Genomic DNA, 26,801 nt, shown 5'->3' on the forward strand with positions numbered 1-26,801 from the left:
GGCAGGCCGCGCGTGATCGACATTTGGCGACATTGACCCGAGGGCCCGCGTCCGGAGTACCGGGCGTCCCTCCAGGCCGTGCCGCGTCCAGAGTGCGGAGTCCATCCGATGAGCAGCAGCAGTGATCTGTCGAAGCGAATCGCGAACCTGTCTCCGGAAAAGCGCGCCGAGCTGCTGAAGAAGATGGCGGCGCAGAAGCAGGTCCCGGGCGCGGCGAACCGGGCCTCCTTTCCGCTGAGGGACCGCTCGCGGCCAGCGGAGCTGTCCTTCGCGCAGCAGCGGCTGTGGTTCATGGATCAGCTGGCGCCGGGCAGCCCGCTCTACAACGTGCCCGTGGCGGTGCGGCTGGAGGGCGCGCTGGACGTGGCGGTGCTGGAGCGCTCGCTGCGCGAGGTGGTGCGGCGGCACGAGTCGCTGCGCACGACCTTCCAGGGCGGGGACGGCGGACCGGTGCAGCACTTCGCGGACGCGCCCGTGCTGGAGCTGGAGCGGACGGACGTGAGCGCGCTCGCGCCAGAAGGCCGGGAGGCGGAGGCCTGGCGCCGGGTGAAGGAAGGCGCGCTGCGCCCGTTCGACCTGGGCACGGGCCCGCTGATGCGCACGCTGCTGGTGAAGCTGGCGGACGCGGACCACCTGCTGCTGGTGGCGATGCACCACATCGTCTCCGACGGCTGGTCGCTGGGCGTGCTCGTGCGCGAGGTGGCGGTGCTCTACGCCACCTTCCTGCAGGACCAGCCGTCGCCCCTGCCGGAGCTGGCCGTGCAGTACGCGGACTACGCCGCGTGGCAGCGGGACACGTTGCAGGGCGCGGCGCTGGAGAAGCAACTGGCGTACTGGCGCGAGCAGCTCTCGGGCGCTCCGCCCGCGCTGGAGCTGACGACGGACAAGCCCCGGCCCGCGACGCGCGGCTTCCGGGGCGCGCGCACGCCCATCCAGTGGTCGCGCGAGCTGACGGACGCGCTCCGGGCGCTGGCGCAGCAGGAGGGCGCGACGCTGTTCATGGTGCTACTGGCCGGCTGGCAGTCGCTGCTGTCGCGCTACTCCGGGCAGGACGACGTGAGCGTGGGCTCGCCCATGGCGGGCCGGACCCGCTCGGAGCTCGAAGGCCTCATCGGCATGTTCGTCAACACGCTGGTGTTGCGCGCGCGCTTCACGCCGGAGCTGTCCTTCCGGGGGCTGCTGCGCCAGGTGCGCGAAACGATGGTGGGCGCGACGGACCACCAGGACCTGCCCTTCGAGCGGCTGGTGGAAGCGCTCCAGCCGGACCGCGACTCGGGGCGCACGCCGTTCTTCCAGGTGATGTTCGCGCTGCAGAACGCGCCGCGCGGTCCGGTCGCCGTGCAGGGCCTGAAGCTGAACGCGATGGAGGTGGACACGCAGACCGCGAAGTTCGACCTGCTCCTCCAGCTCACGGAGGCGGATGGGAGCCTGAGCGGCTACGTGGAGTACGACACGGACCTCTTCCACGCCGCCACCGTCGCGCGGATGGTGGAGCACCTGCGCGGCCTGCTCCAGGCCGCCGTGGCCGAGCCCGCCAGGCCCGTGGCCCGTCTGCCCATGCTGGGCGCCGCCGAGCAGCGGCTGGTGACCGGGGACTGGAACCGCACGCAGGCGGCGTATCCGCGGCAGCAGCCGGTGCACGCGCTCTTCGCGGAGCAGGCGCGCAGGACGCCGGACCGGGCGGCGGTCGTGCAGAACGTGGATGGCCGGACGCTGACGTACGGTGAGCTGGACGCGAAGGCGAACCAGTTGGCGCACCACCTGCGGGAGTTGGGCGTGAAGCGCGGCACGCGGGTGGGCGTGTACGTCGAACGCTCGCTGGAGATGGTGGTGGGCCTGCTGGCCATCCTGAAGGCTGGCGGCGCGTACGTGCCGGTGGACCGCAACTACCCGGCCGAGCGCATCGCGCTGCTGCTGGGGGATGCGGGCGTCGGCGTGACGCTGACGCAGCAGGCGCTGCTGGAGAAGCTGCCGCCCGGAGTGGGGGCACCGCTCTGCCTGGACACGGCGTGGGAAACGCTCTCCCATCATCCGGAGACGGCACCGGACGTGGAGGTGGGGGGCGGGGACCTCGCGTACATCATCTTCACGTCGGGAAGCACGGGCCGTCCGAAGGGCGTGTGTGTTCCGCACCAGGGCATCACCCGGCTGGTGGTGAACAACGACTTCATGCGCTTCGGGCCGGACGCGGTCTGGTCGCAGACGGGCCCGGTGGCCTTCGACGCCTCGACGCTGGAGCTGTGGGGCGCGCTGCTGCACGGGGCGAAGCTGGTGCTGGCGCCGCCGCACGCGCTGACGCTGGAGGAGCTGGGCGGGCTCCTGAAGAAGGAGCGCATCAGCACGCTGTGGCTGACGACGGCGCTCTACGAGCAGATGGCGCTGCACCAGGGCGACGCACTCGCGGGCGTGTCGCAGGTGCTGACGGGCGGCGACGTGATGCCGGCGCAGCGGGCCCGTGAGCACCTGAAGCGGCTGCCGGAAGGCGCGGTGCTGGTGAACGCGTACGGCCCGACGGAGAACACCACGTTCTCCACCACGTACACGATGACGCGTCAGACGGCGCTCGATGCCGCGGTGCCCATCGGCAGGCCCATCGGGAACTCGACCACGTACGTGCTGGACGCGCACGGCACCGTCGCGGGCGTGGGCGTGCCCGGAGAGCTGTACGTGGGCGGTGAGGGCCTGGCGTGGGGCTACCTCCACCGCGCGGACCTGACGGCGGAGCGCTTCGTTCCGAATGCCTTCAGCACGGAGCCCGGCGCGCGGCTGTACCGCACGGGAGACAAGGCGCGGTGGCGGGAAGACGGCACGCTGGAGTTCCTGGGCCGCACCGACTTCCAGGTGAAGGTGCGCGGCTTCCGCATCGAGCTGGGCGAAATCGAAGCGGCGCTCATCCAGCATCCCGACGTGGCGGAGGCCGCGGTGGTGGTGCGCGGCGTGGGCGGGGACAAGCAGTTGGTGGGGTATGGGGTCGCGAAACCGGGGCAGACGCTCGACGTGGCGGAACTCCGGGGACACCTGCGGCAGCGGCTGCCGGAGTACATGGTGCCCGCGGCCTTCGTGGTGCTGGATGCATTGCCGCTCAGCGCGAACGGGAAGGTGGACCGCAAGGCGCTGCCGGAGCCGGAGGCCCCGCGCTCGGAGAAGGTCCACGAGGCGCCTCGCACGGAGACGGAAGCGAAGCTGGCGGACATCTGGGCGCAGGTGCTGCGCGTGCCCCAGGTGGGCGTGAAGGACAACTTCTTCGAGCTGGGCGGTCACTCGCTGCTGGCGACGCAGGTGGCCTCGCGGATCCGCGCCGGGTTCGGCGTGGAGCTGCCCCTGCGGGAGTTGTTCGAGTCCGCCACCCTGGAGGCACTGGCGCTGCGCCTGGACCGCGCCACACGCTCCGTCGTCCCGCCGTTGGTGCCCGTCTCGCGCGAGCAGTCCCTGCCGCTGTCCTTCGCGCAGCAGCGCCTGTGGTTCATGGATCAGCTGGAGCCGGGCAGCCCGCTCTACAACGTCCCGCTGGCGGTCCGGTTGGAGGGACGGCTGGACGTCGCGGTGCTCCAGCGGGCGCTGGATGAGCTGGTGCGCCGCCACGAAGCGCTGCGCACGACGTTCACCGCGCACGAAGGCACTCCGGTGCAGGTGGTGAATCCGCCGTTGGCGATGCCGCTGGAGGTGGACGACCTGCGAGGCCTTGAAGCGAGCCAGCGAGAGGACGAAGCCCGCCGCCGCGTGATGGCGCAGGGACAGCGGCCCTTCGACCTGATGCGCGGGCCACTGGTCCGCGCGCAGTTGGTGCTGCTGGATGAGCAGGATCACCTGCTCGCGCTCACGATGCACCACGCCATCTCGGATGGCTGGTCGTTGGGTGTGCTCGTGCGGGAGATGGGCGCGCTGTATGCGGCGTTCGTGCAGGGACAGCCGTCCTCCCTGCCGGAGCTGCCCTTGCAGTACGCGGACTACGCGGCATGGCAGCGAGGCTGGCTTCAGGGGGAAGCGCTCGACCGCGAAGTGGCCTTCTGGAAGGGCCGGCTCGAGGGCGCGCCCGCCGCCCTGGACCTGCCCACGGACCGTCCGCGTCCGGCGGTGCGAGGCAACGCGGGCGCGATGCACTTCTTCCAGTGGTCCCCCGCACTGACGCAGCGTCTGCGAGCGCTGGCGCAGCGAGAGGGCGCCTCGCTGTACATGGTGCTGCTGGCGGGCTGGCAGGTGCTGCTGTCGCGCTACAGCGGCCAGACGGACATCAGCGTGGGTTCGCCCATCGCGGGCCGGACGCAAGCGGAGCTGGAAGGCCTGATCGGCTTCTTCGTCAACACGCTGGTGCTGCGAGCGCAGGTGGACGGAGAGACGTCCTTCCGTGACCTGCTGAAGCAGGTTCGAGGCACGGTGCTGGAGGCCTACGAGCACCAGGACGTGCCGTTCGAAAAGCTGGTGGAAGCGCTGCAGCCCGAGCGCAGCCTGAGCCACACGCCGCTCTTCCAGACGCTGCTGGCGCTCCAGAACGTGCCCCAGGGCGACCTGGGATTGCCGGGCATGACGCTCAAGCCGGTGATGATGGAGAGCCGCACGTCGAAGTTCGACCTGAGCGTCTTCTTCGTGGAGGAGGGCGACGGGCTGAGGGGAACGCTCGAGTACAGCACCGAGCTGTTCGATACGTCGACCGTGCGCCGCATGGTGGAGCACCTGCGGGGCCTGCTGGATGCGGCGCTGTCGGTTCCGGAGCAGGCCGTGTCCCGGCTGCCCATGGTGGACGCGGAGGAGCGGCGGATGCTCCTCGACGGTGGCAACCGCACGGTGGCGGAGGCCGCGGTCACCACGCCGGTGCACGTACTCTTCGCTGAGCAGGCCCGGAGGACACCGGACGCGGTGGCGCTGAAGGCACAGGACGGCAGGACACTGACGTACGGCGAGCTGGACGCGAAGGCGAACCAGTTGGCGCACCACCTGAGGAGCCAGGGCGTGATGCGCGGCACGCGAGTGGGCGTGTACGTGGAGCGCTCGGTGGAGATGGTGGCGGGGCTGCTGGCCATCCTGAAGGCGGGAGGTGTGTACATCCCGGTGGACCGCAACTACCCGGCCGAGCGCATCGCGCTGATGCTGGAGGACGCGGGCGTCGGGGTGACGCTGACGCAGCAGTCACTGGTGGAGAAGCTGCCCAGGAGCGCGGGCCGGGCGCTGACGTTGGAGACGGCATGGAGCGAAGCGGCCCGTCAGCCGGAGACGGCGCCGGGCGGATCCGTGAGCGCGGAGGACCTGGCGTACGTGATGTTCACGTCGGGAAGCACGGGCCGTCCGAAGGGCGTGAGCATCCCGCACCGGGGCATCACGCGCCTGGTCGTCGGCAATGACTTCCTGCGCTTCGGTCCGGACCAGGTCTGGCTGCAACTGGCTCCGGTGGCCTTCGACGCCTCGACGCTGGAGCTGTGGGGCGCGCTGCTGCACGGAGCGAAGCTGGTGCTGGCGCCGCCGCACGCGTTGACGCTGGAGGAGCTGGGCGCCCTGCTGAAGCAGGAGCGCATCAGCACCTTGTGGCTGACGGCAGCGCTGTACGAGCAGATGGCGCTGCACCAGGTGGAAGCGCTGGCAGGCGTGTCGCAGGTGCTGGCGGGCGGCGACGTATTGCCGGCGCCGCGAGTGCGTGAACACCTCAAGCACCTGCCGCAAGGCGCGGTGCTGGTGAACGGCTACGGCCCGACGGAGAACACCACGTTCTCCACCACGTACACGCTGACGCGTGACTCGTTGCTCACGGCGTCGGTCCCCATCGGCAAGCCGATTGGAAGCTCGACGGCGTACGTGCTGGACGCGCACGGAGACGTGGCTGGAGTAGGCGTGCCGGGCGAGCTGTACGTGGGGGGAGAAGGCCTCGCGTGGGGCTACCTCAACCGAGCGGACCTGACGGCGGAGCGCTTCGTTCCAAATGCCTTCAGCACGAAGCCGGGGGCGCGGCTGTACCGCACGGGAGACAAGGCGCGGTGGAAGGAAGACGGGACGCTGGAGTTCCTGGGCCGCACCGACTTCCAGGTGAAGGTGCGCGGCTTCCGCATCGAGCTGGGCGAGATCGAAGCGGCGCTCCTGCGGCAGGAGGGCGTCGCGGAGGCCACGGTGATCGTGCGGGAGGTGGGCGGCGACAAGCGGCTCATCGCCTGGCTCGTGGCGAAGCCGGGCCAGAACATCGACCCGAAGGCGGTGGAGTCCGAACTGCGGCAGCGGCTGCCGGAGTACATGGTGCCGTCGTCCCTGGGCGTGCTGGACGCGCTCCCGCTGACTGCCAACGGCAAGGTGGACCGCAAGGCCCTCGCGGCCTTGGACGCGCACGAAGCAGGCACGGCCTACGAAGCGCCCCGCACGGAGGCGGAGCGAAAGCTGGCGGCCATCTGGGCGGAGGTCCTGCGCGTGCCCAGGGTGGGCGTGAAGGACAACTTCTTCTCGCTCGGTGGGCACTCGCTGCTGGCGACGCAGGTCGTCTCGCGGATCCGCGCGGAGCTGGGAGTGGAGCTGTCGCTGCGAGTCCTCTTCGAGGCTCCGGTGCTGGAAGTCCTCGCCGAGCGTCTGGCCACGGCCGCGCGGCCGAAGCCTTCTGCGTTGGAGTCCGCCGCGAGTGATGCCGCGCCGCCCCTGTCGTTCGCGCAGCAGCGCCTCTGGTTCATCGACCAACTGGAATCCGGAAGCGCGATCTACAACGTGCCGGTCGCGGTCCGGTTGCAGGGCACCTTGCGGCGAGGCGCGCTCGTGCGAGCCCTGGACGAAATCGTCCGGCGCCACGAATCCCTCCGCACGACGTTCGAGCTGCACGAAGGCCAGCCCGTGCAGCGCATCCATCCCCATGCGCGCTTGCAGGTGACGGACGTCGACCTGGAGGCAAGCGACAGCGCTCAGCGGGAGGAAGAAGTCCGCCGCCGGCTCGGAGCCGAGCTGGAGGAGCGCTTCGACCTGCACAAGGGACCGCTCATCCGGGCAAGCCTGCTGCGGCTGGGAAGCACCGACCACGTGCTGCTCATCACGATGCACCACATCGTGTCCGACGGCTGGTCGCTGGGCGTGCTGATCCGCGAAGTGGGAGCGTTGTACGCGGCCTTCTCGGAAGGACATCCCTCACCGCTGCCAGAACTGTCGTTGCAGTACGCGGGCTACGCCGTGTGGCAGCGAAGCTGGCTGCAAGGGGAGACGCTCCAGAGGGAAGTGGACTTCTGGAGGGGGAAGCTGGCTGGAGCGCCGCCGGTGCTGGAGTTGCCCACGGACCATCCGCGTCCGGCGGTGCGGGGCAACGCGGGCGCGGTCCATGCCTTCACGCTGCCGTCCTCGCTGGAGCAGGGGCTGAAGGCACTGGCGCAGCGAGAAGGCGCCTCGCTGTACATGGTGCTGCTGGCGGGCTGGCAGGTGCTGCTGTCGCGCTACTCCGGGCAGACGGACATCAGCGTGGGTTCGCCCATCGCGGGCCGGACGCGAGCGGAGCTGGAAGGACTCATTGGCTTCTTCGTCAACACGCTGGTGCTGCGAGCACAGGTGGACGGAGAGACGTCCTTCCGTGACTTGCTGAAGCAGGTCCGGGGCACGGTGCTGGAGGCCTACGAGCACCAGGACGTGCCGTTCGAAAAGCTGGTGGAAGCGCTGCAACCCGAGCGCAGCCTGAGCCACACGCCGCTCTTCCAGACGCTGCTGGCGTTGCAGAACATGCCCGAGGGAGAGGCACGGCTGCCCGGGCTCACGCTAAAGCCGCTGGAACTGGAGATCCGCACGTCGAAGTTCGACGTGAGCCTCTTCTTCACGGAGTCGGAGCTGGGTCTGCGTGGAGCAGTGGAGTACAGCACCGAGCTGTTCGAGGCCGCGACGGTGCATCGGATGGTCGAACACCTGCGCGTGCTGCTGGAAGCGGTGGTGGCGAAGCCGGAGGCAGCGATGGGCCGGCTGCCCATGCTCACGCCCGCGGAGCGCCAGAGGGTGCTGGTGGAGTGGAACCAGACGACCACGCAAGCCCCCCGCGAACAGCCGGTGCACGCGCTCTTCGCGGAGCAGGCGCGCAAGACGCCAGAGGCGGTAGCGCTCAAGGCGCAAGACGGGCGGACGCTGACGTACGGCGAGCTGGACGCGAAGGCGAACCAGTTGGCGCACCACCTGCGAGGGTTGGGCGTGAAGCGCGGTACGCGGGTGGGCGTGTACGTGGAGCGGTCGCTGGAGATGGTGGCAGGCCTCCTTGCCATCCTGAAGGCGGGAGGTGTGTACGTCCCGGTGGACCGCAACTATCCGGCGGAGCGCATCGCGCTGCTGCTGGGAGATGCGGGTGTCGAAGTGACGATGACGCAGCAGTCGCTGGTGGAGAATCTGCCAGCAAGCGCGGGCGCACCGCTGCTGCTGGACACGGCATGGGACGAGCTTGCCCACCATCCAGAGACAGCGCCGCAGGGAGAAGTGAACGCAGAGGACCTGGCGTACGTGATGTTCACGTCGGGAAGCACGGGCCGTCCGAAGGGCGTGAGTGTCCCGCACCGGGGCATCACGCGCCTGGTCGTCGGCAATGACTTCCTGCGCTTCGGTCCGGACGAAGTCTGGTTGCAGTTGGCTCCGGTGGCCTTCGACGCCTCGACGCTGGAGTTGTGGGGCGCGCTGCTGCACGGAGCGAAGCTGGTGCTGGCGCCGCCGCACGCGTTGACGCTGGAGGAGCTGGGCGCGCTGCTGAAGCAGGAGCGCATCAGCACCTTGTGGCTGACGGCGGCGCTGTACGAGCAGATGGCGCTGCATCAGGTGGAGGCACTGGCAGGCGTGTCGCAGGTGCTGGCGGGCGGCGACGTACTGCCAGCCCCGCGAGTGCGCGAACACCTCAAGCGCCTGCCAGAGGGCGCGGTGCTGGTGAACGGCTACGGCCCGACGGAGAACACCACGTTCTCCACCACGTACACGCTGACGCGTGACTCGTTGCTCACGGCGTCGGTCCCCATCGGCAAGCCGATTGGAAGCTCGACGGCGTACGTGCTGGACGCGCACGGGGACGTAGCCGGAGTGGGCGTGCCGGGCGAGCTGTACGTAGGAGGCGAAGGCCTCGCGTGGGGCTACCTCAACCGCGCGGACCTGACGGCGGAGCGCTTCGTTCCGAATGCCTTCAGCACGAGGCCGGGAGCGCGGCTGTACCGAACGGGAGACAAGGCGCGCTGGAAGGAAGACGGCACGCTGGAGTTCCTGGGCCGCACCGACTTCCAGGTGAAGGTGCGCGGCTTCCGCATCGAGCTGGGCGAAGTGGAAGCAGCCCTCACCCAGCACCCCAGCGTGGCGGAGGCCACGGCGGTGGTGCGGGAAGTGGGGGGAGACAAGCGCCTCGTCGCGTACCTCGTGGCGAAGCCGGGCCAGAACATCGACCCGAAGGCGGTGGACGCAGAGCTGCGGCAACGGCTGCCGGAGTACATGGTGCCGTCGGTGATGGGCGTGCTGGACGCGCTCCCGCTGACGGCCAACGGCAAGGTGGACCGCAAGGCCCTGCCTGAGCTCGAAGCGGCCCACTCGGAGCGCGAGTACGAAGCACCCCGCACGGAAGCGGAGCGCAAGCTGGCAGCCATCTGGGCGGAAGTTCTGCGCGTGCCCAGGGTGGGGCTCGGGGACAACTTCTTCTCGCTGGGTGGGCACTCGCTGCTGGCGACACAGGTGGTGTCGCGGATCCGCACGGAGCTGGGCGCGGAGCTGCCGCTGCGAGCGCTGTTCGAGGCGCCCACCCTGGAGGCCTTGTCCCAACGGGTGAACACGGCGGCACGCCCGCGGCCCTCGGTGATGGAGGCCACCGCGAGCGGCGGTCCGCCGCCTTTGTCGTTCGCACAGCAGCGCCTGTGGTTCATGGACCAGCTGGAGCCGGGCACGTCGCTCTACAACGTGCCCGTCGCGGTGCGCCTGGATGGCGAACTGGACGTGGGGGCCCTGGAATGGGCGCTGCGCGAGGTCGTGCGCCGTCACGAATCCCTCCGCACGACGTTCGAGCTGCACGAAGGCCAGCCCGTGCAGCGCATCCATGCGGATGCACACCTCCGCATGGCGGAGCTCAACCTGGGAGCGCTGGACAGCGCTCAGCGGGAAGAGGAAGTCCGACGCCGGATCGGAGCCGAGCTGGCGGAGTCCTTCGACCTGCACAAGGGACCGCTCATCCGGGCAAGCCTGCTGCGGCTGGGAAGCACCGACCACGTGCTGCTCATCACGATGCACCACATCGTGTCCGACGGCTGGTCGCTGGGCGTGCTGATCCGCGAAGTGGGAGCGTTGTACGCGGCCTTCACGGAAGGGCGTCCGTCGCCGCTGCCGGAGCTGTCGTTGCAGTACGCGGGCTACGCCGCGTGGCAGCGAGGCTGGCTGCAAGGGGAGACGCTCCAGAAGGAAGTGGACTTCTGGAGGGGGAAGCTGGCTGGAGCGCCGCCGGTGCTGGAGTTGCCCACGGACCATCCGCGTCCGGCGGTGCGAGGCAACGCGGGCGCGGTCCACGCCTTCACGCTGCCGTCCTCGCTGGAGCAGGGGCTGAAGGCACTGGCGCAGCGAGAAGGCGCCTCGCTGTACATGGTGCTGCTGGCGGGCTGGCAGGTGCTGCTGTCGCGCTACAGCGGCCAGACGGACATCAGCGTGGGTTCGCCCATCGCGGGCCGGACGCAAGCGGAGCTGGAAGGCCTGATCGGCTTCTTCGTCAACACGCTGGTGCTGCGAGCGCAGGTAGACGGAGAGACGTCCTTCCGTGACCTGCTGAAGCAGGTTCGAGGCACGGTGCTGGAGGCCTACGAGCACCAGGACGTGCCGTTCGAAAAGCTGGTGGAAGCGCTGCAGCCCGAGCGCAGCCTGAGCCACACGCCACTCTTCCAATCCATGCTGGCGCTGCAGAACACGCCCGAGGGAGAGGCACGGCTGCCCGGGCTCACGCTGAAGCCGTTGGAGCTGGAGATCCGCACGTCGAAGTTCGACGTGAGCGTGTTCTTCACGGAGACGCCGCAGGGCCTGAGCGGAGCGGTGGAGTACAGCACCGAGTTGTTCGAAGCCGCGACAGTGCATCGGATGGTCGAACACCTGCGCGTGCTGCTGGAAGCGGCGGTGGCGAAGCCGGAGGCCGCGGTAGGCCGGCTGCCCATGCTCACGGCCGCGGAGCGCCAGCAGGTGCTGGTGACGTGGAACCAGTTGCAGGCGGAGTACGCCCGCGACGCGACGATTCCGCAGCTCTTCGAGGCGCAGGCGAAGCGCACGCCGAACGCCGTGGCGGTGGTGAGTGGCAAGCTGCGCCTGACGTACCGGGAGGTAGAGGCAAAGGCGAACCAACTGGCACACCGGCTGCGCAAGCTGGGCGTGGGCCCGGAGTCACGAGTCGGCCTGTGCGTGGAGCGCACGGCGGACGTGGTGGTGGGAACGCTGGGCATCCTCAAGGCCGGCGGCGCCTACGTGCCGCTGGACCCGAGCTACCCGAAGGAGCGCCTGGGCTGGCTGCTGGAGGACGCGCAGGGCCCGGCACTCGTAGCGCACTCGCACCTGCTGGAGGCGCTGCCCGCGTTCACCGCGCAGGCCGTGTGCCTGGATAGGGAAGAGGACTGGGCGGACGAGTCCTGCTGCCCGGTGACGTCGGGAGTGCGCCCGGAGAACGTGGCGTACCTCATCTACACGTCGGGAAGCACGGGCCGGCCCAAGGGCGTCGCGGTGACGCACCGGAACGCGGCAGCCTTCCTTGCGTGGGCAACGGAGACGTTCACGGAGGAGGAGACGAAGGCAGTGCTCGCTGCGACGAGCCTGAACTTCGACCTCTCCATCTTCGAACTCTTCGCGCCGCTGGTGAGGGGCGGCAGCGTGGTGGTGGTTCGCAATGCCCTGCACCTCCTGGAAGAGAAGCCCGAAGCCGAAGTAACGCTCATCAACACGGTGCCCTCGGCGATGGCGCAACTGGTGCGGCTGGGCGCGGTGCCCCCGTCGGTGCGCGTGGTGAACCTCGCGGGCGAAGCGCTGCCGGAGACGCTGGCGAAGGCCGTGTACGCGGTGCCGACGGTGCGCAAGCTGTACAACCTCTACGGCCCGTCGGAAGACACGACGTACTCCACGTGGTCGCTGGTGGGACGCGAAGAGGTGCCGAACATCGGTCGGCCTCTCAGCAACACGCGCGCATACGTGCTGGACCGCTACCTCCAGCCCGTACCGGTGGGCGTGGCTGGAGAGCTGTTCCTCGCGGGCGAAGGCCAGGCGCGTGGCTACCTGTTGAGGCCGGAGCTGACAGCGGAGAAGTTCCTGCCGGAAGTCTACGGCCCTGAAGGCAGCCGCATGTACCGCACGGGAGACCGGGTGCGGTACCGGGCGGACGGCGTGCTGGAGTACCTGGGCCGGGTGGACTTCCAGGTGAAGGTGCGAGGCTTCCGCATCGAGCTGGGCGAAGTGGAGACCGCGCTGCGCCAGCAGGAGGCCGTGAAGGAAGCCGTCGTCGTGGCGAAGGGGGAGGGCGCGGAGAAGCGCCTCGTCGCGTACGTGGCACCGAAGGCCAGCGCGACGCTGGAAGCGGAGGCGCTGAAGGCCAGCCTGCGTCAGCGGCTACCGGAGTACATGGTGCCGGGCGCGGTGGTGGTGCTCGAAGCGCTGCCGCTCAACGCCAACGGCAAGGTGGACCGCAAGGCCCTGCCGGAGCCGGAGGCGCCGAAGGCCGGAAGCACGTACGAAGCGCCGCGCACGGAGACGGAAGCAAAGCTGGCGGCCATCTGGGCGGAAGTGCTGCGAGTGCCGCAGGTAGGCGTGAAGGACGACTTCTTCGCGCTCGGAGGCCACTCGCTGCTCGCGACGCAGGTCGTGTCACGGGTGCGCATGGAGACGGGCGCGGAGTTGCCGCTGCGCGCGTTGTTCGAAGCACGCACGGTGGAGGCTCTCGCTCGCCGGCTGGAGCAGAGCGCGTTCTCCAACATGACGGCGATGGGACGGAGGCAGGGGAGTGCCCGGCCGCTGTCGTTCGCGCAGCAGCGCCTGTGGTTCATCGACCAGTTGGAGCCGGGTACCGCGCTCTACAACGTCCCCGTGGCGGTGCGCCTGGTGGGCGCGCTGCGAAAGGACATCCTGGAGCGGGCGCTGCGCGAGGTGGCGCGGCGTCATGAAACGCTGCGGACGACCTTCACGGAGCAGGACGGTCAGCCCATCCAGGTCATCCACGCGGACATGGCCTTGCGGCTGGACTGGGTGGAGTTCCCCGCGGAGGATGCGCCGCAACAGGAGAAACAGGCCCGAAAGCGGATCGAGCAAGAGGTCCTGACGCCGTTCGACCTCGCACGGGGTCCGCTGTTCCGGGCGCTCCTGCTGAAGCTGGGGGAGACCGAGCATGTGCTGGTCGTCACGATGCATCACATCGTGTCGGACGGCTGGTCACTGGGCGTGCTCGTGCGGGAGATGAGCCTGCTGTACGCGGCCTTCGCGGAGGGCCGTCCATCGCCGCTGCCGGAGCTTCCCGTGCAGTATGGGGACTTCGCGGCCTGGCAGCGGGACTGGTTGCAGGGGGCGACGCTCCAGCGGGAGGTGGACTACTGGAAGCGGAAGCTCGCGGACGCGCCGCCGGTGCTGGAGCTGCCCACGGATCATCCCCGCCCGCCGGTGCGTGGCAGTGCGGGCGCGACGCTGAGCTTCCTCTGGCCGCAGTCACTGGCCGGGTCGTTGCGGGAGCTGGGAAAGCGCGAGGGCGCATCGCTGTACATGGTGCTGCTCGCGGGCTGGCAGATCCTGCTGTCGAGGTACTCAGGGCAGGAAGACATCAGCGTGGGCTCGCCCATCGCGGGTCGCACGCGCGCGGAGGTGGAGGGCCTCATCGGCTTCTTCGTCAACACGCTGGTGTTGCGGACGCAGGTGGCCGGTGGCGCCACGTTCGGTGCGCTCCTGAAGCAGGTTCGTGAGACGGTCCTGGAGGCGCAGGATCACCAGCAGGTGCCGTTCGAGAAGCTGGTGGAGGCGCTCCAGCCCGAGCGCGACCGGCGTCACACGCCCCTGTTCCAGGTGTTGCTGGCGCTCCAGAACCTGCCGGATGGCGAAACCCGCCTGCCGGGCTTGACGCTCAAGTCCGTGAAGTTCGATGGCGCGACGTCGAAGTTCGACTTGAGCCTCTTCTTCATGGAGACGCCGGACGGGCTGCTCGGTGCGATGGAGTACAGCACCCAGTTGTTCGAAGCCGCGACGGTGCGCCGGATGGCGGAGCACCTGCGCATGCTGCTGGAAGGAGTGCTAGCGAGGCCCGAGACAGCAGTGGGCCAGTTGCCGCTGTTGACGGAGGCGGAGCGTCATCAGGTGTTGGTGGAGTGGAACCAGTTGCAGGCGGAGTACGCCCGCGACGCGACGATTCCGCGGCTCTTCGAGGCGCAGGCAAAGCGCACGCCCGACGCTCTCGCGGTGGTGAGCGGCAGTCAGCGCCTGACGTACCAGGAGGTGGAGGCAAGGGCGAACCAGTTGGCGCACCGATTGCGCAAGCTGGGCGTGGGCCCGGAGTCACGAGTCGGCCTGTGCGTAGAGCGCACGGCGGACGTGGTGGTGGGGACGCTGGGCATCCTCAAGGCCGGCGGCGCCTACGTGCCGCTGGATCCGAGCTATCCGAAGGAGCGCCTGGGCTGGCTGCTGGAGGACGCGCAGGGTCCGGCACTGGTGGCGCACTCGCACCTGTTGGAGTCACTGCCCGCGTTCACCGCGCAGGCCGTGTGCCTGGACACGGACGCGACGTTGCCCACGGAGCCGAAGGAGGCGCTGGAAGCAGGACTGCGCCCGGAGAACGTGGCGTACCTCATCTACACGTCAGGAAGCACAGGGCGTCCCAAGGGCGTCGCGGTGACGCACCGGAACGCCGCGGCCTTCCTCGCGTGGGCAACGGAGAGGTTCACGGAAGAGGAAACGAAGGCGGTGCTCGCGGCGACGAGCCTGAACTTCGACCTCTCCGTCTTCGAACTCTTCGCGCCACTGGTGCGAGGCGGCAGCGTGGTGGTGGTGCGCAACGCCCTGCACCTGGCGGAGGAGAAGCCCGAAGCCGAAGTAACGCTCATCAACACGGTGCCCTCGGCGATGGCGCAACTGGTGCGGCTGGGTGCGGTGCCGCCGTCGGTGCGAGTCATCAACCTCGCGGGCGAAGCGCTGCCAGAGACGCTGGCGAAGGCCGTGTACGCGGTGCCCACGGTGCGCAAGCTGTACAACCTCTACGGCCCGTCGGAAGACACGACGTACTCCACGTGGTCGCTGGTGGGGCGCGACGAGGTGCCGAACATCGGCCGGCCTCTCAGCAACACGCGGGCGTACGTGCTGGACCGCTACCTCCAGCCCGTACCCGTGGGCGTAGCAGGAGAGCTGTTCCTCGCTGGAGAAGGTCAGGCGCGTGGCTACCTGCTGAGGCCGGAGCTGACGGCGGAGAAGTTCCTGCCGGAAGTCTACGGCCCCGAAGGCAGCCGCATGTACCGCACAGGCGACCGGGTGCGGTACCGCGCGGGCGGCGTGCTGGAGTACCTGGGCCGGGTGGACTTCCAGGTGAAGGTGCGAGGCTTTCGCATCGAGCTGGGCGAAGTGGAGTCCGCGCTGCGCCAGCAGGACTCAGTGAAGGAAGCGGTGGTGGTCGCGAAGGGAGAGGGTGCGGAGAAGCGCCTCGTGGCGTACGTGGCACCGAAGGCCGGCGCGACGCTGGAAGCGGAAGCACTGAAGGCCAGCCTGCGTCAGCGGCTGCCGGAGTACATGGTGCCGGGCGCGGTGGTGGTGCTCGAAGCGCTGCCGCTCAACGCCAACGGCAAGGTGGACCGAAAGGCCCTGCCGGAGCCGGAGGCCACGGCCTCCACCCGCACGTACGAAGCACCGCGCACGGAGACGGAAGCGAAGCTGGCGGCCATCTGGGCGGAAGTGCTGCGAGTGCCGCAGGTAGGCGTGAAGGACGACTTCTTCGCGCTCGGAGGCCACTCGCTGCTGGTGACGCAGGTGGTATCGCGCATCCGGACGGAGACCGGTGCGGAGCTTCCGCTGCGCGCCATGTTCGAGGCTCCCACCCTCGAGGCCCTGGCCCGACGGATGGAGACGGCGAGCCGTGCCCAGGAGTCCCTGCTGGGCGACACGTTCATGGGCACGATGCCTCCGCTGTCGTTCGCACAGCAGCGGCTGTGGTTCATCGACCAACTGGAGCCGGGCACCGCGCTCTACAACATGCCCGTGGCGGTGCGGCTGGAGGGCTCGCTGGACGTGTCGGCCCTGGAGCGGGCCCTGCATGAGGTCGTGCGTCGCCATGACTCCCTGCGGACCACCTTCGAGGAGCGCGGCGGTCAGGCCATCCAGGTCATCCACCCCACGCTGTCGCTGGAGCTGGGCCGGGTGGACCTGCGGACCGTCGACGAGGCCCGTCGCGAGGCCGAGGCCCACCGGCAGGTGAAGCAGGAGATGCTCCGTCCGTTCGACCTGGGCCGCGGGCCGTTGATCCGCACCCGGTTGTTCACGATCGGGGAGCGCGAGCACGTCCTCGTGGTGACGATGCACCACATCGTGTCGGACGGCTGGTCGCTGGGCGTGTTGATCCGCGAAGTGGGCGCGCTGTACGCGGCCTTCGTCTCCGGACGGCCGTCGCCGCTGCCCGAGCTGCCCGTGCAGTACGCGCGCTACGCCGCCTGGCAGCGCGGCCGGCTCCAGGGTGACGTCCTGGCTCGGCAGGTGGACTACTGGAAGCGGAAGCTCGCCGGCGCGCCGCCGGTGCTGGAGCTGCCCACGGACCGTCCGCGTCCTCCTGAGCGGAGCATCGCGGGAGCCGAGCACGCCTTCACGCTGCCCGAGCCGCTGGCGGAACGCCTTGGCGCCCTGGCCCAGCGTGAGGGCGCGTCGCTGTACATGGTGCTGCTCGCCGGATGGCAGGTGCTGATGGCGCGCTACTCCGGGCAGACGGACATCAGCGTGGGCTCGCCCATCGCGGGCCGCACGCGCGGGGAGCTGGAAGGGCTCATCGGCTTCTTCGTCAACACGCTGGTGCTGCGCGCGAACGTGGAGGGCCGCCTGTCCTTCCGCGAGCTGCTCGCCCAGGTGCGTGAGACCGTGCTGGATGCGTACGAGCACCAGGAGGTGCCGTTCGAGAAGCTGGTGGAGGCGCTGCAGCCGGAGCGCAGCCTCAGCCACACGCCGCTCTTCCAGACGATGCTGGCCCTGCAGAACGTGCCCATGGCCGAGCTGCGGCTGCCGGACCTGGCCCTCAAGCCGGTGGAGGCGGAGAGCCCCATCGCGAAGTTCGACCTGAGCGTGACGCTCATGGAGGGACCGCGCGGGCTCACGGGCTCCCTGGAGTACAGCACGGAGCTGTTCGACGCGGGCTCCGTCCAGCGGATGGTCACGCATTGGATCACGCTCCTCGAAGGAGCGGTGGAGCGTCCGGACACACGCGTGTCCCGCCTGCCCCTGCTGACCGCCACCGAGCGCCGCGAAATGCTGGTGAAGTGGAACGCCACCCGGGCGCCGTTCCCGGAAGCGTGCGTGCACGCGCTCTTCGAGGCGCAGGTCCATCGCACGCCAGAGGCAGTGGCCGCGGTCTTCGAGGGCACGCAACTGACGTACGCGCAGCTGGACGCGCGCGCCAATCAGCTCGCCCATGCCCTGCGCCGTCGCGGCGTTGGGCCCGAGGTCCGCGTCGCGCTCAGCGTCGAGCGTTCGCTCGATGTCGTCATTGGCCTGCTCGGCATCCTGAAGGCCGGTGGCGCCTGGGTGCCCGTGGATCCGCTGCTGCCCCGTGAACGTCTGGCCTTCATGCTGGAGGACAGCGCCGCGCACGTGCTCGTCACCTGGCAGGGGCTGGTGGCGCGCTTCCCGGAAGCGCTGCATGCCCGGGCGCTCTGCCTGGACACGGAGCGCGGCGCTCTCGCGGAGGAGCCAAAGGATGCACTCAGGACGGGCGTGACGCCCGCGAACATGGCGTACCTGCTCTACACGTCCGGCAGTACGGGCACGCCGAAGGGCACGGCGGTGGAGCACCGAGGTGTCGCCAACCTCGTCACCCACGAGGCGGTCGCCTACGGAATCGGGCCCGGCAGTCGCGTGCTCCAGTTCGCGAGCCTCAGCTTCGACCTGTCGGTGGAGGAGATCTTCACCACGCTCTGCAACGGCGCCACGCTGGTGCTCGCGCCGCTGGAGAAGCTGATGCCGGGCGCGCCCCTGCCCGTGCTGCTGCGGGAGCAGCAGCTCTCCGTCGTCAGCCTCACGCCCGCTGCGCTCGCGGCCACCTCTCCCGAGGACCTGCCCGGAGTGCGCACCGTCATCTCCGGCGGAGACGTCCTGCCCACGGAGGTCGTCGCCCGCTGGGCTCCGGGGCGGCGGCTGATCAATTCCTACGGCCCGACGGAGGCCACCGTCATCGCCACGCTGGGTGAGGTGGTCGCGGATGGAAACCTCCCGTCCATCGGCAAGCCGCTGGCGAACGTGCGCGTCTACGTACTCGACCCGCAGGGACAGCCGGTGCCCGTGGGCGTGCGCGGTGAGTTGCACATCGGCGGCGTGGGCGTCGCGCGCGGGTACGCGGGACGTCCGGGCCTCACCGCCGAGCGCTTCGTGCCGGACGCCTTCTCGGGTGAAGAGGGCGCTCGCCTCTACCGCACGGGCGACGTGGTGCGCTGGCGTGCGGACGGTCAGTTGGACTTCGTCGGCCGCACCGACGCCCAGGTGAAGGTGCGTGGCTTCCGCATCGAGCTGGGCGAGGTGGAGACCGCGCTGGCGCAGCAGCCGGGCGTGAGCGAGGCCGTGGTCCTGGTGCGCGGCGACGGCACGGACAAGCGGCTCATCGGCTACGTCGTCGCGAAGGACGGCCACGCGCTGGACGTGGACACGCTGCGCACGGGCCTGCGTCAGCGGATGCCGGAGTACATGGTGCCCTCGGCGCTGATGGTGCTGGACGCCCTGCCGCTCAACGCGAACGGCAAGGTGGACCGCAGGGCGCTGCCGGAACCGGACGCGGCCCGCATGGGCGACGTCTACGTGGCCCCGCGCACCGTGACGGAGGCGAAGCTCGCCACCGTCTGGGCGGAGGTACTGCGCCTGGAGCGCGTGGGCGTGAAGGACAACTTCTTCTCGCTCGGCGGCCACTCGCTGCTGGCCACGCAGGTGGTGTCGCGCATCCGCACGTCGCTGGGCGTGGAGATGCCGCTGCGCCTGCTGTTCGAGTCGCCCACGGTGGAAGCGCTGGCCCAGCGGCTGTCACAGCTGGGGCGCTCCGGCGTGCCGATGCTGAGCGCCGGAGGCCGTCCGGTGTCGCTGCCCCTGTCGTTCGCGCAGCAGCGGCTCTGGTTCATCGACCAGCTGGAGCCGGGCAGCCCGCTCTACAACGTGCCGACGGTGGTGCGGCTGGAGGGCGAGCTGGACGCCTCGGCGCTGGAGCAGGCCCTGCACGGGGTCGTGCGCCGCCATGAGGCCCTGCGCACGACGTTCGAAGAGGAAGCGGGGCAACCGGTCCAGCGCATCCACGAATCCGTGGAGGTGCCGCTGCGCCTCGTGGACCTGGGGATGTCTGGCAATGCGGGGGAGGAGGAGGCCCGGCGCCGGGTGCTGGAGGAGATGGCCCGGCCGTTCGACCTGATGCGGGGTCCGCTCCTGCGCGCGCTGCTGGTGCGCCTGGACGCGCGCGACCACGTGCTCGTCGTCACGATGCACCACTCCGTGTCCGACGGATGGTCCGTGGGCGTCCTGCTCCGGGAGCTCGTCATGCTGTACACCGCGCTGTCACGAGGGCAGTCCTTGAGCCTGCCTCCGCTGCCGGTGCAGTACGCGGACTACGCGGCCTGGCAGCGGGACTGGCTGCGGGATGAGACGCTTCAGCGCGAAGTGGACTACTGGAAGCAGTCGCTGACGGGGGCGCCGCCGGTGCTGGAGCTGCCCACGGACCGTCCGCGTCCGGCGGTGCGCACCAACGCCGGAACGACGCTGGGCTTCATGCTGTCTCCGGAGTTGTCGCGCGGGCTGAGCGCGCTCGCCCAGAAGGAGGGCGCGTCGCTGTTCATGGTGTTGCTGGCGGGATGGCAGGTGCTGCTGTCGCGCTACTCCGGCCAGACGGACATCAGCGTGGGTTCGCCCATCGCGGGCCGTACGCGCGCGGAGGTGGAAGGCCTCATCGGCTTCTTCGTCAACACGCTGGTACTGCGAGCGCAGGTGGATGGGGACCAGTCCTTCCGGACGTTGCTCGCGCAGGTGAGAGAGACGGTGCTGGGCGCGTACGAGCACCAGGACGTGCCGTTCGAGAAGCTGGTGGAAGCGCTCCACCCGGAGCGCAGCCTGAGCCACACGCCGCTCTTCCAGTCGTTGATGTCGCTCCAGAACGTGCCGATGGATGAGGCCCAGCTCCCGGGGCTGGTGCTCAAGCCCCTGTTCCTCGAGGGCCGCACGTCGAAGTTCGACGTGAGCCTCTTCTTCACGGAGACGGCGCAGGGCCTGAGCGGATCGGTGGAGTACAGCACCGACCTGTTCGAGGCCACGACGGTGCGCCGGATGGTGGAGCACCTGAAGGTGCTCCTGGAAGGCATGGTGGCGAAGCCCGAGGCCGCAGTGGGCCGGCTGCCCATGCTCACGGCCGCGGAGCGCCAGCAGGTGCTGGTGACGTGGAACCAGCTGCAGGCGGAGTACGCGCGCGACGCGACGATTCCGCAGCTCTTCGAGGCGCAGTCGAAGCGCACGCCAAACGCCGTGGCAGTGGTGAGCGGCAAGCAGCGCCTGACGTACCGGGAAGTGGAGGCAAGGGCGAACCAGTTGGCGCACCGGCTGCGCAAGCTGGGTGTAGGCCCGGAGTCACGAGTCGGCTTGTGCGTGGAGCGCACGGCGGACGTGGTGGTGGGCACGCTGGGCATTCTCAAGGCCGGCGGCGCCTACGTGCCGCTGGATCCGAGCTACCCGAAGGAACGCCTGGGCTGGCTGCTGGAGGATGCGCAGGGTCCTGCGCTGGTGGCGCACTCGCACCTGCTGGAGTCGCTGCCCGCCTTCACCGCACAGGCCGTCTGCCTGGATAGGGAAGAGGACTGGGCGGACGAGTCCTGCTGCCCGGTGACGTCCGGAGTGCGCCCGGAGAACACGGCGTACCTCATCTACACGTCGGGAAGCACGGGCCGGCCCAAGGGCGTGGCAGTGACGCACCGGAACGCCGTGGCCTTCCTCGCGTGGGCGACGGAGACGTTCACGGAAGAAGAGACGAAGGCTGTACTCGCGGCGACGAGCCTGAACTTCGACCTCTCCGTCTTCGAACTCTTCGCGCCACTGGTGCGAGGCGGCAGCGTGGTGGTGGTCCGCAACGCCCTGCACCTGGCGGAGGAGAAGCCCGAAGCAGAAGTGACGCTCATCAACACCGTGCCGTCAGCGATGGCGCAACTGGTGCGGCTGGGCGCAGTGCCCCCGTCGGTGCGCGTGGTGAACCTCGCGGGCGAAGCGCTGCCGGAGACACTGGCGAAGGCCGTGTACGCGGTGCCCACGGTGCGCAAGCTGTACAACCTCTACGGCCCGTCGGAAGACACGACGTACTCCACGTGGTCGCTTGTGGGGCGCGAAGAGGTGCCGAACATCGGCCGGCCTCTCAGCAATACGCGGGCGTACGTGCTGGACCGCTACCTCCAGCCGGTGCCGGTGGGCGTGGCCGGAGAGCTGTTCCTCGCGGGCGAAGGCCAAGCACGCGGCTACCTGCTGAGGCCGGAGCTGACGGCGGAGAAGTTCCTGCCGGAAGTCTACGGCCCTGAAGGCAGCCGCATGTACCGCACGGGAGACCGGGTGCGGTACCGGGCGGACGGAGTGCTGGAGTACCTGGGCCGGGTGGACTTCCAGGTGAAGGTGCGAGGCTTCCGCATCGAGCTGGGCGAAGTGGAGACCGCGCTGCGCCAGCAGGAGGCCGTGAAGGACGCCGTCGTGGTGGCGAAGGGGGAGGGTGCGGAGAAGCGCCTTGTCGCATACGTGGCACCGAAGGCCGGCGCGACGCTGGAAGCAGAGGCACTGAAGGCCAGCCTGCGTCAGCGGTTGCCGGAGTACATGGTGCCGGGCGCGGTGGTGGTGCTCGAAGCGCTTCCGCTGAACTCCAACGGCAAGGTGGATCGCAAGGCCCTGCCGGAGCCGGAAGCGCCGAAGGCCGGGAGCACCTACGAAGCACCCAGAACAGAGACGGAAGCAAAGCTGGCGGCCATCTGGGCGGAAGTGCTGCGAGTGCCGCAGGTCGGCGTGAAGGACGACTTCTTCGCGCTCGGAGGCCACTCGCTGCTGGCGACCCAGGTCGTGTCACGGGTGCGCATGGAGACGGGCGCGGAGCTGCCGCTGCGCGCGTTGTTCGAAGCGCCCACGGTGGAGGCTCTCGCTCGCCGGCTGGAGAAGGCCGGACGCGCGAAGGCGCCGGCCCTCGTGCCCGTGTCGCGGGAAACGCCGCTGCCGCTGTCGTTCGCGCAGCAGCGGTTGTGGTTCATCGATCAGCTGGAGCCGGGCACGGCGCTCTACAACGTGCCCGTGGCGATCCGGCTGGAAGGCCACCTGGACGTAGGCGCCCTGGAGCGGGCCCTGCGTGAGGTCGTGCGCCGTCACGAAGCCCTGCGCACGACGTTCGTCGCGGGCAACCCCGAACCGGTGCAGCGGACCACGTCCGACAGCGCCTTCAAGCTGGCGGTGGACGACCTGACGTCGAACGCCTCCTCGCTCCAGCGGCGCGTGGAACTCGAAGTGCTGCGGCCCTTCGAGCTGGCACACGGTCCCCTCATCCGGGCGCTGCTGCTGAAGCTGGCCGAGCAGGAGCACGTGCTCGTCGTCACGATGCACCACATCGTGTCGGACGGGTGGTCGCTCGGCGTGTTGATCCGCGAGGTCAGCGCGCTCTACGCGGCCTTCGTGCAGGGCCTGCCCTCGCCGCTGCCGGAGCTGCCGGTGCAGTACGCGGACTACGCGGCGTGGCAGCGCGGCTGGTTGCAGGGCCCGACGCTCCAGCGGGAAGTGGACTACTGGAAGCAGAAGCTCGCCGGTGCGCCGCCGGTGCTGGAGCTGCCCACGGATCGTCCGCGGCCCGCCGTGCGAGGCAACGCGGGCGCAACCCAGGGCTTCCTCTGGCCGCAATCGCTGGCCCAGGACCTGCGAGCCCTCGCGCAGCGCGAAGGTGCCTCGCTGTACATGGTGCTGCTGGCGGGCTGGCAGGTGCTGCTGTCGCGCTACAGCGGCCAGCAGGACATCAGCGTGGGTTCGCCCATCGCGGGCCGCATGCGCGCGGAGGTGGAGGGGCTCATCGGTTTCTTCGTCAACACGCTGGTGCTGCGGACGGACCTGTCCGGAGACCCCAGCTTCCGGGGCCTGCTCCAGCAGGTGCGCGAGACGGTCCTGGAGGCGCAGGAGCACCAGGAGGTCCCCTTCGAGAGGCTGGTGGAGGCGCTCCAGCCCGAGCGCAGCCGCAGCCATACACCGCTGTTCCAGTCGCTGCTGGCGCTCCAGAACGTGCCCGTGGGTGAGGCCCGGCTGCCCGGAATGACACTCAAGCCCGTGGAGCTCCCGGGCGGGACGTCGAAGTTCGACGTGAGCGTCTTCTTCGTGGAGACCGCGGATGGATTGAGCGGAACGCTGGAGTACAGCACCGACCTGTTCGAGGCCGCGACGATGCGCCGGATGGTGGAGCACCTGCGCGTGCTGCTCGAGGGCGTGGTGGCGAAGCCGGAGGAGGCCGTGGGCCGGCTGCCCATGCTCACGCCCGCGGAGCGTCATCAGGTGCTGGTGACGTGGAATCAGTCGCAGGTGGAGTACGCGCGCGACGCGACGATTCCTCGGCTCTTCGAAGCGCAGGCGAAGCGCACGCCGGATGCTGTTGCCGTGGTGAGCGGCGAGCAGCGCCTGACGTACCGGGAGGTGGAGGCGAGGGCGAACCAACTGGCGCACCGGCTGCGCAAGCTGGGCGTAGGCCCGGAGTCGCGAGTCGGCCTGTGCGTGGAGCGCACAGCGGACGTCGTGGTGGGAACGCTGGGCATCCTCAAGGCTGGCGGCGCCTACGTGCCGTTGGATCCGAGCTACCCGAAGGAGCGCCTGGGCTGGTTGCTGGAGGATGCGCAGGGCCCTGCGCTCGTGGCGCACTCGCACCTGCTGGAGTCACTGCCGGCGTTCACCACGCAGGCCGTGTGCCTGGACACGGACGCGACGTTGTCCACGGAGCCGAAGGAGGCGCCAAAAGCAGGACTGCGCCCAGAGAACACGGCGTACCTCATCTACACATCGGGAAGCACGGGCCGTCCGAAGGGCGTAGCGGTGACGCATCGGAACGCGGCGGCCTTCCTGGCCTGGGCGACGGAGACGTTCACGGAAGAGGAGACGAAGGGGGTGCTCGCGGCGACGAGCCTGAACTTCGACCTCTCCGTCTTCGAACTCTTCGCGCCACTGGTGCGAGGCGGCAGCGTGGTGGTGGTGCGCAATGCCTTGCACCTGCTGGAAGAGAAGCCCGAAGCAGAAGTGACGCTCATCAACACGGTGCCCTCGGCAATGGCGCAACTGGTGCGGCTGGGCGCGGTGCCCCCGTCGGTGCGCGTGGTGAACCTCGCGGGCGAAGCGCTGCCAGAGACGCTGGCGAAGGCCGTGTACGCGGTGCCCACGGTGCGCAAGCTGTACAACCTCTACGGCCCGTCGGAAGACACGACGTATTCCACGTGGTCGCTGGTGGGGCGCGAAGAGGTACCGAACATCGGCCGGCCTCTCAGCAACACGCGCGCGTACGTGCTGGACCGCTACCTCCAGCCCGTACCCGTGGGTGTGGCCGGAGAGCTGTTCCTCGCAGGCGAAGGCCAGGCGCGGGGCTACCTGCTGAGGCCGGAGCTGACGGCGGAGAAGTTCCTGCCGGAGGCCTACGGCCCTGAAGGCAGCCGCATGTACCGCACGGGAGACCGGGTGCGGTACCGGGCGGACGGCGTGCTGGAGTACCTGGGCCGGGTGGACTTCCAGGTGAAGGTGCGAGGCTTCCGCATCGAGCTGGGCGAAGTGGAGTCCGCGCTGCGCCAGCAGGACTCGGTGAAGGAAGCCGTCGTCGTGGCGAAGGGGGAGGGTGCGGAGAAGCGCCTCGTGGCGTACGTGGCACCGAAGGCCGGCGCGACGCTGGAAGCGGAGGCACTGAAGGCCAGCCTGCGTCAGCGGCTACCGGAGTACATGGTGCCGGGCGCGGTGGTGGTGCTCGAAGCGCTGCCGCTCAACGCCAACGGCAAGGTGGACCGCAAGGCCCTGCCGGAGCCGGACGTCTCCGCGGCCCACACCGAAACCTTCGTCGCGCCCCGTGACGCGCTGGAGTCCCAGCTCGCCACGGTGTGGGAAGAGGTCCTGGGCGTGCAGCCCATCGGTGTCCGCACCAGCTTCTTCGCGCTGGGCGGTCACTCGCTGCTCGCGGTCCGCATGGTGGCCGAGCTGCGCGAACGCCTGGGCCGTGAAGTGCCCCTGGCCGCGCTCTTCCAGCACCCCACCGTGGAGGAGCTGGCGAAGCTGCTGCGCGACGAAGCCGGAGCGTGGTCGCCGCTCGTCCCGCTGGAGAAGGGCGAGCCGGGCCGCAGGCCCCTGTTCCTCGTCCACCCGGGCGGCGGCAACGTGCTCGCGTACCCGGAGTTGGCGCGGCAGTTGGGGCCCCACCAGCCCGTCATCGGCATCCAGGCGCGGGGCCTCCAGGTGGGCCAGGCCGTCGTGGAGACCGTGGAGGAGATGGCCGCCCTGTACGTGGACGCCATCCGCGCGGAGCAGCCCGAGGGGCCCTACCTCCTCGCGGGCTGGTCGCTCGGCGGCGTCATCGCCTTCGAGATGGCCCGTCAGCTGCGCGCGAAGGGACAGGCCGTGGGGCTGCTGGCGCTCGTGGATGCCTATGTCCCCGGCGTGCAGCCGCCTTCCGCCGAGGCCCCGGCGAAGGACCCCGACGCCAGCGTGCGCGTCGCCTTCGCCCAGACGGTGGCCCAGGCCTTCTCCCTGACCCTGCCCGTCACGGACGAGGCCCTGGAGCGCATGGACGACGACGCCATGCTGGGGACGCTGCTCGCCGTGGGCGTCCAGGCCGGCCTCCTGGAGGAAGCGACGGGCCGCGAGCAATTGCGCGCCCTGTTCCGCGTCTACCAGTCCAACCTGCGCGCCATGGACCGCTACACCCCCGGCCCCTACGAGGGCCCGGCCCTGCTCCTCTCCGCCACCGGGGCGACGCCCACCCCGGGCGTGCCGCGCCACCGGGGCTGGGCGCCCTGGGTCCGGGGGGGACTGGACGTGAGGGACGTCCCTGGGGGACACCATCAGCTCATGCAGGAGCCGTACGTGCGGCACGTGGCCACGCTGTTGCGCGAGGCCCTGGAGGACAAGTCATGACCGTTGAAACATCCGAGACATCGCGCGGGGGCTCGCCATGGCCCAACCGCCTCATCCTGGCCGTGTGGTTCGTGTGCTTCTCCGTGGGCTCCCTGGTCCACATCCTCACCGTGGCCAAGTTCGGCCTCTTCGCGAACGACCCGTCGGATCCGCTGCCCACGGGCTTCGTCGTCGTGAACGAGCTGTTCACCGTCCTCAACCCGCTCACCATCCTGCTGCTCATCTTCAAGCGGCGCGCGGGCATCGTGTCGGCGCTGGGCGTGGTGGCGCTCGTCTTCGCCCTCAACATCGCGCTGATGGTGTGGTTCTGGGTCGCGAAGCACCACCTGCACACCGTGTGGCTGTACCTCAACGGCACCATGGGCGTGTTCATGGCCGCCACCGCCCGGCGCCTGTGGCGGGCCGCCCCTCCGGCGGGGGCCCTCCCACCCGTCACCACCCCGAGTCCTACCTAGCCCCCGTCCCCCTGGCTGGTCCCCAGTCGGCCCCGGGGGAGGCGTCCCCGAGGAGAAACCCTCCGTCCGGACGCGCATCCTTGAGAATGGACGGGGCGGTCGGTATAAGCCCCG

General features: G+C 69.8%; 2 protein-coding genes. Both read left to right on the forward strand.

Going from position 1 to position 26,801, the window contains the following annotated elements:
• Positions 1-108: 108 nt before the first annotated feature.
• A complete protein-coding gene (locus JYK02_RS06125) occupies positions 109-26,232 on the forward strand; it encodes a non-ribosomal peptide synthetase (protein ID WP_207049417.1) in 26,124 nt (8,707 codons plus the stop codon).
• Positions 26,229-26,687 (forward strand): hypothetical protein, encoded by a 459-nt coding sequence (locus tag JYK02_RS06130; protein ID WP_207049419.1) that lies wholly within the window; start codon positions 26,229-26,231, stop codon positions 26,685-26,687. The genes JYK02_RS06125 and JYK02_RS06130 overlap by 4 nt, the downstream gene beginning before the upstream one ends.
• The last annotated feature ends 114 nt before the right edge of the window (positions 26,688-26,801 follow it).

It is taken from the genome of Corallococcus macrosporus, assembly GCF_017302985.1.
Lineage (GTDB): Bacteria > Myxococcota > Myxococcia > Myxococcales > Myxococcaceae > Corallococcus > Corallococcus macrosporus_A.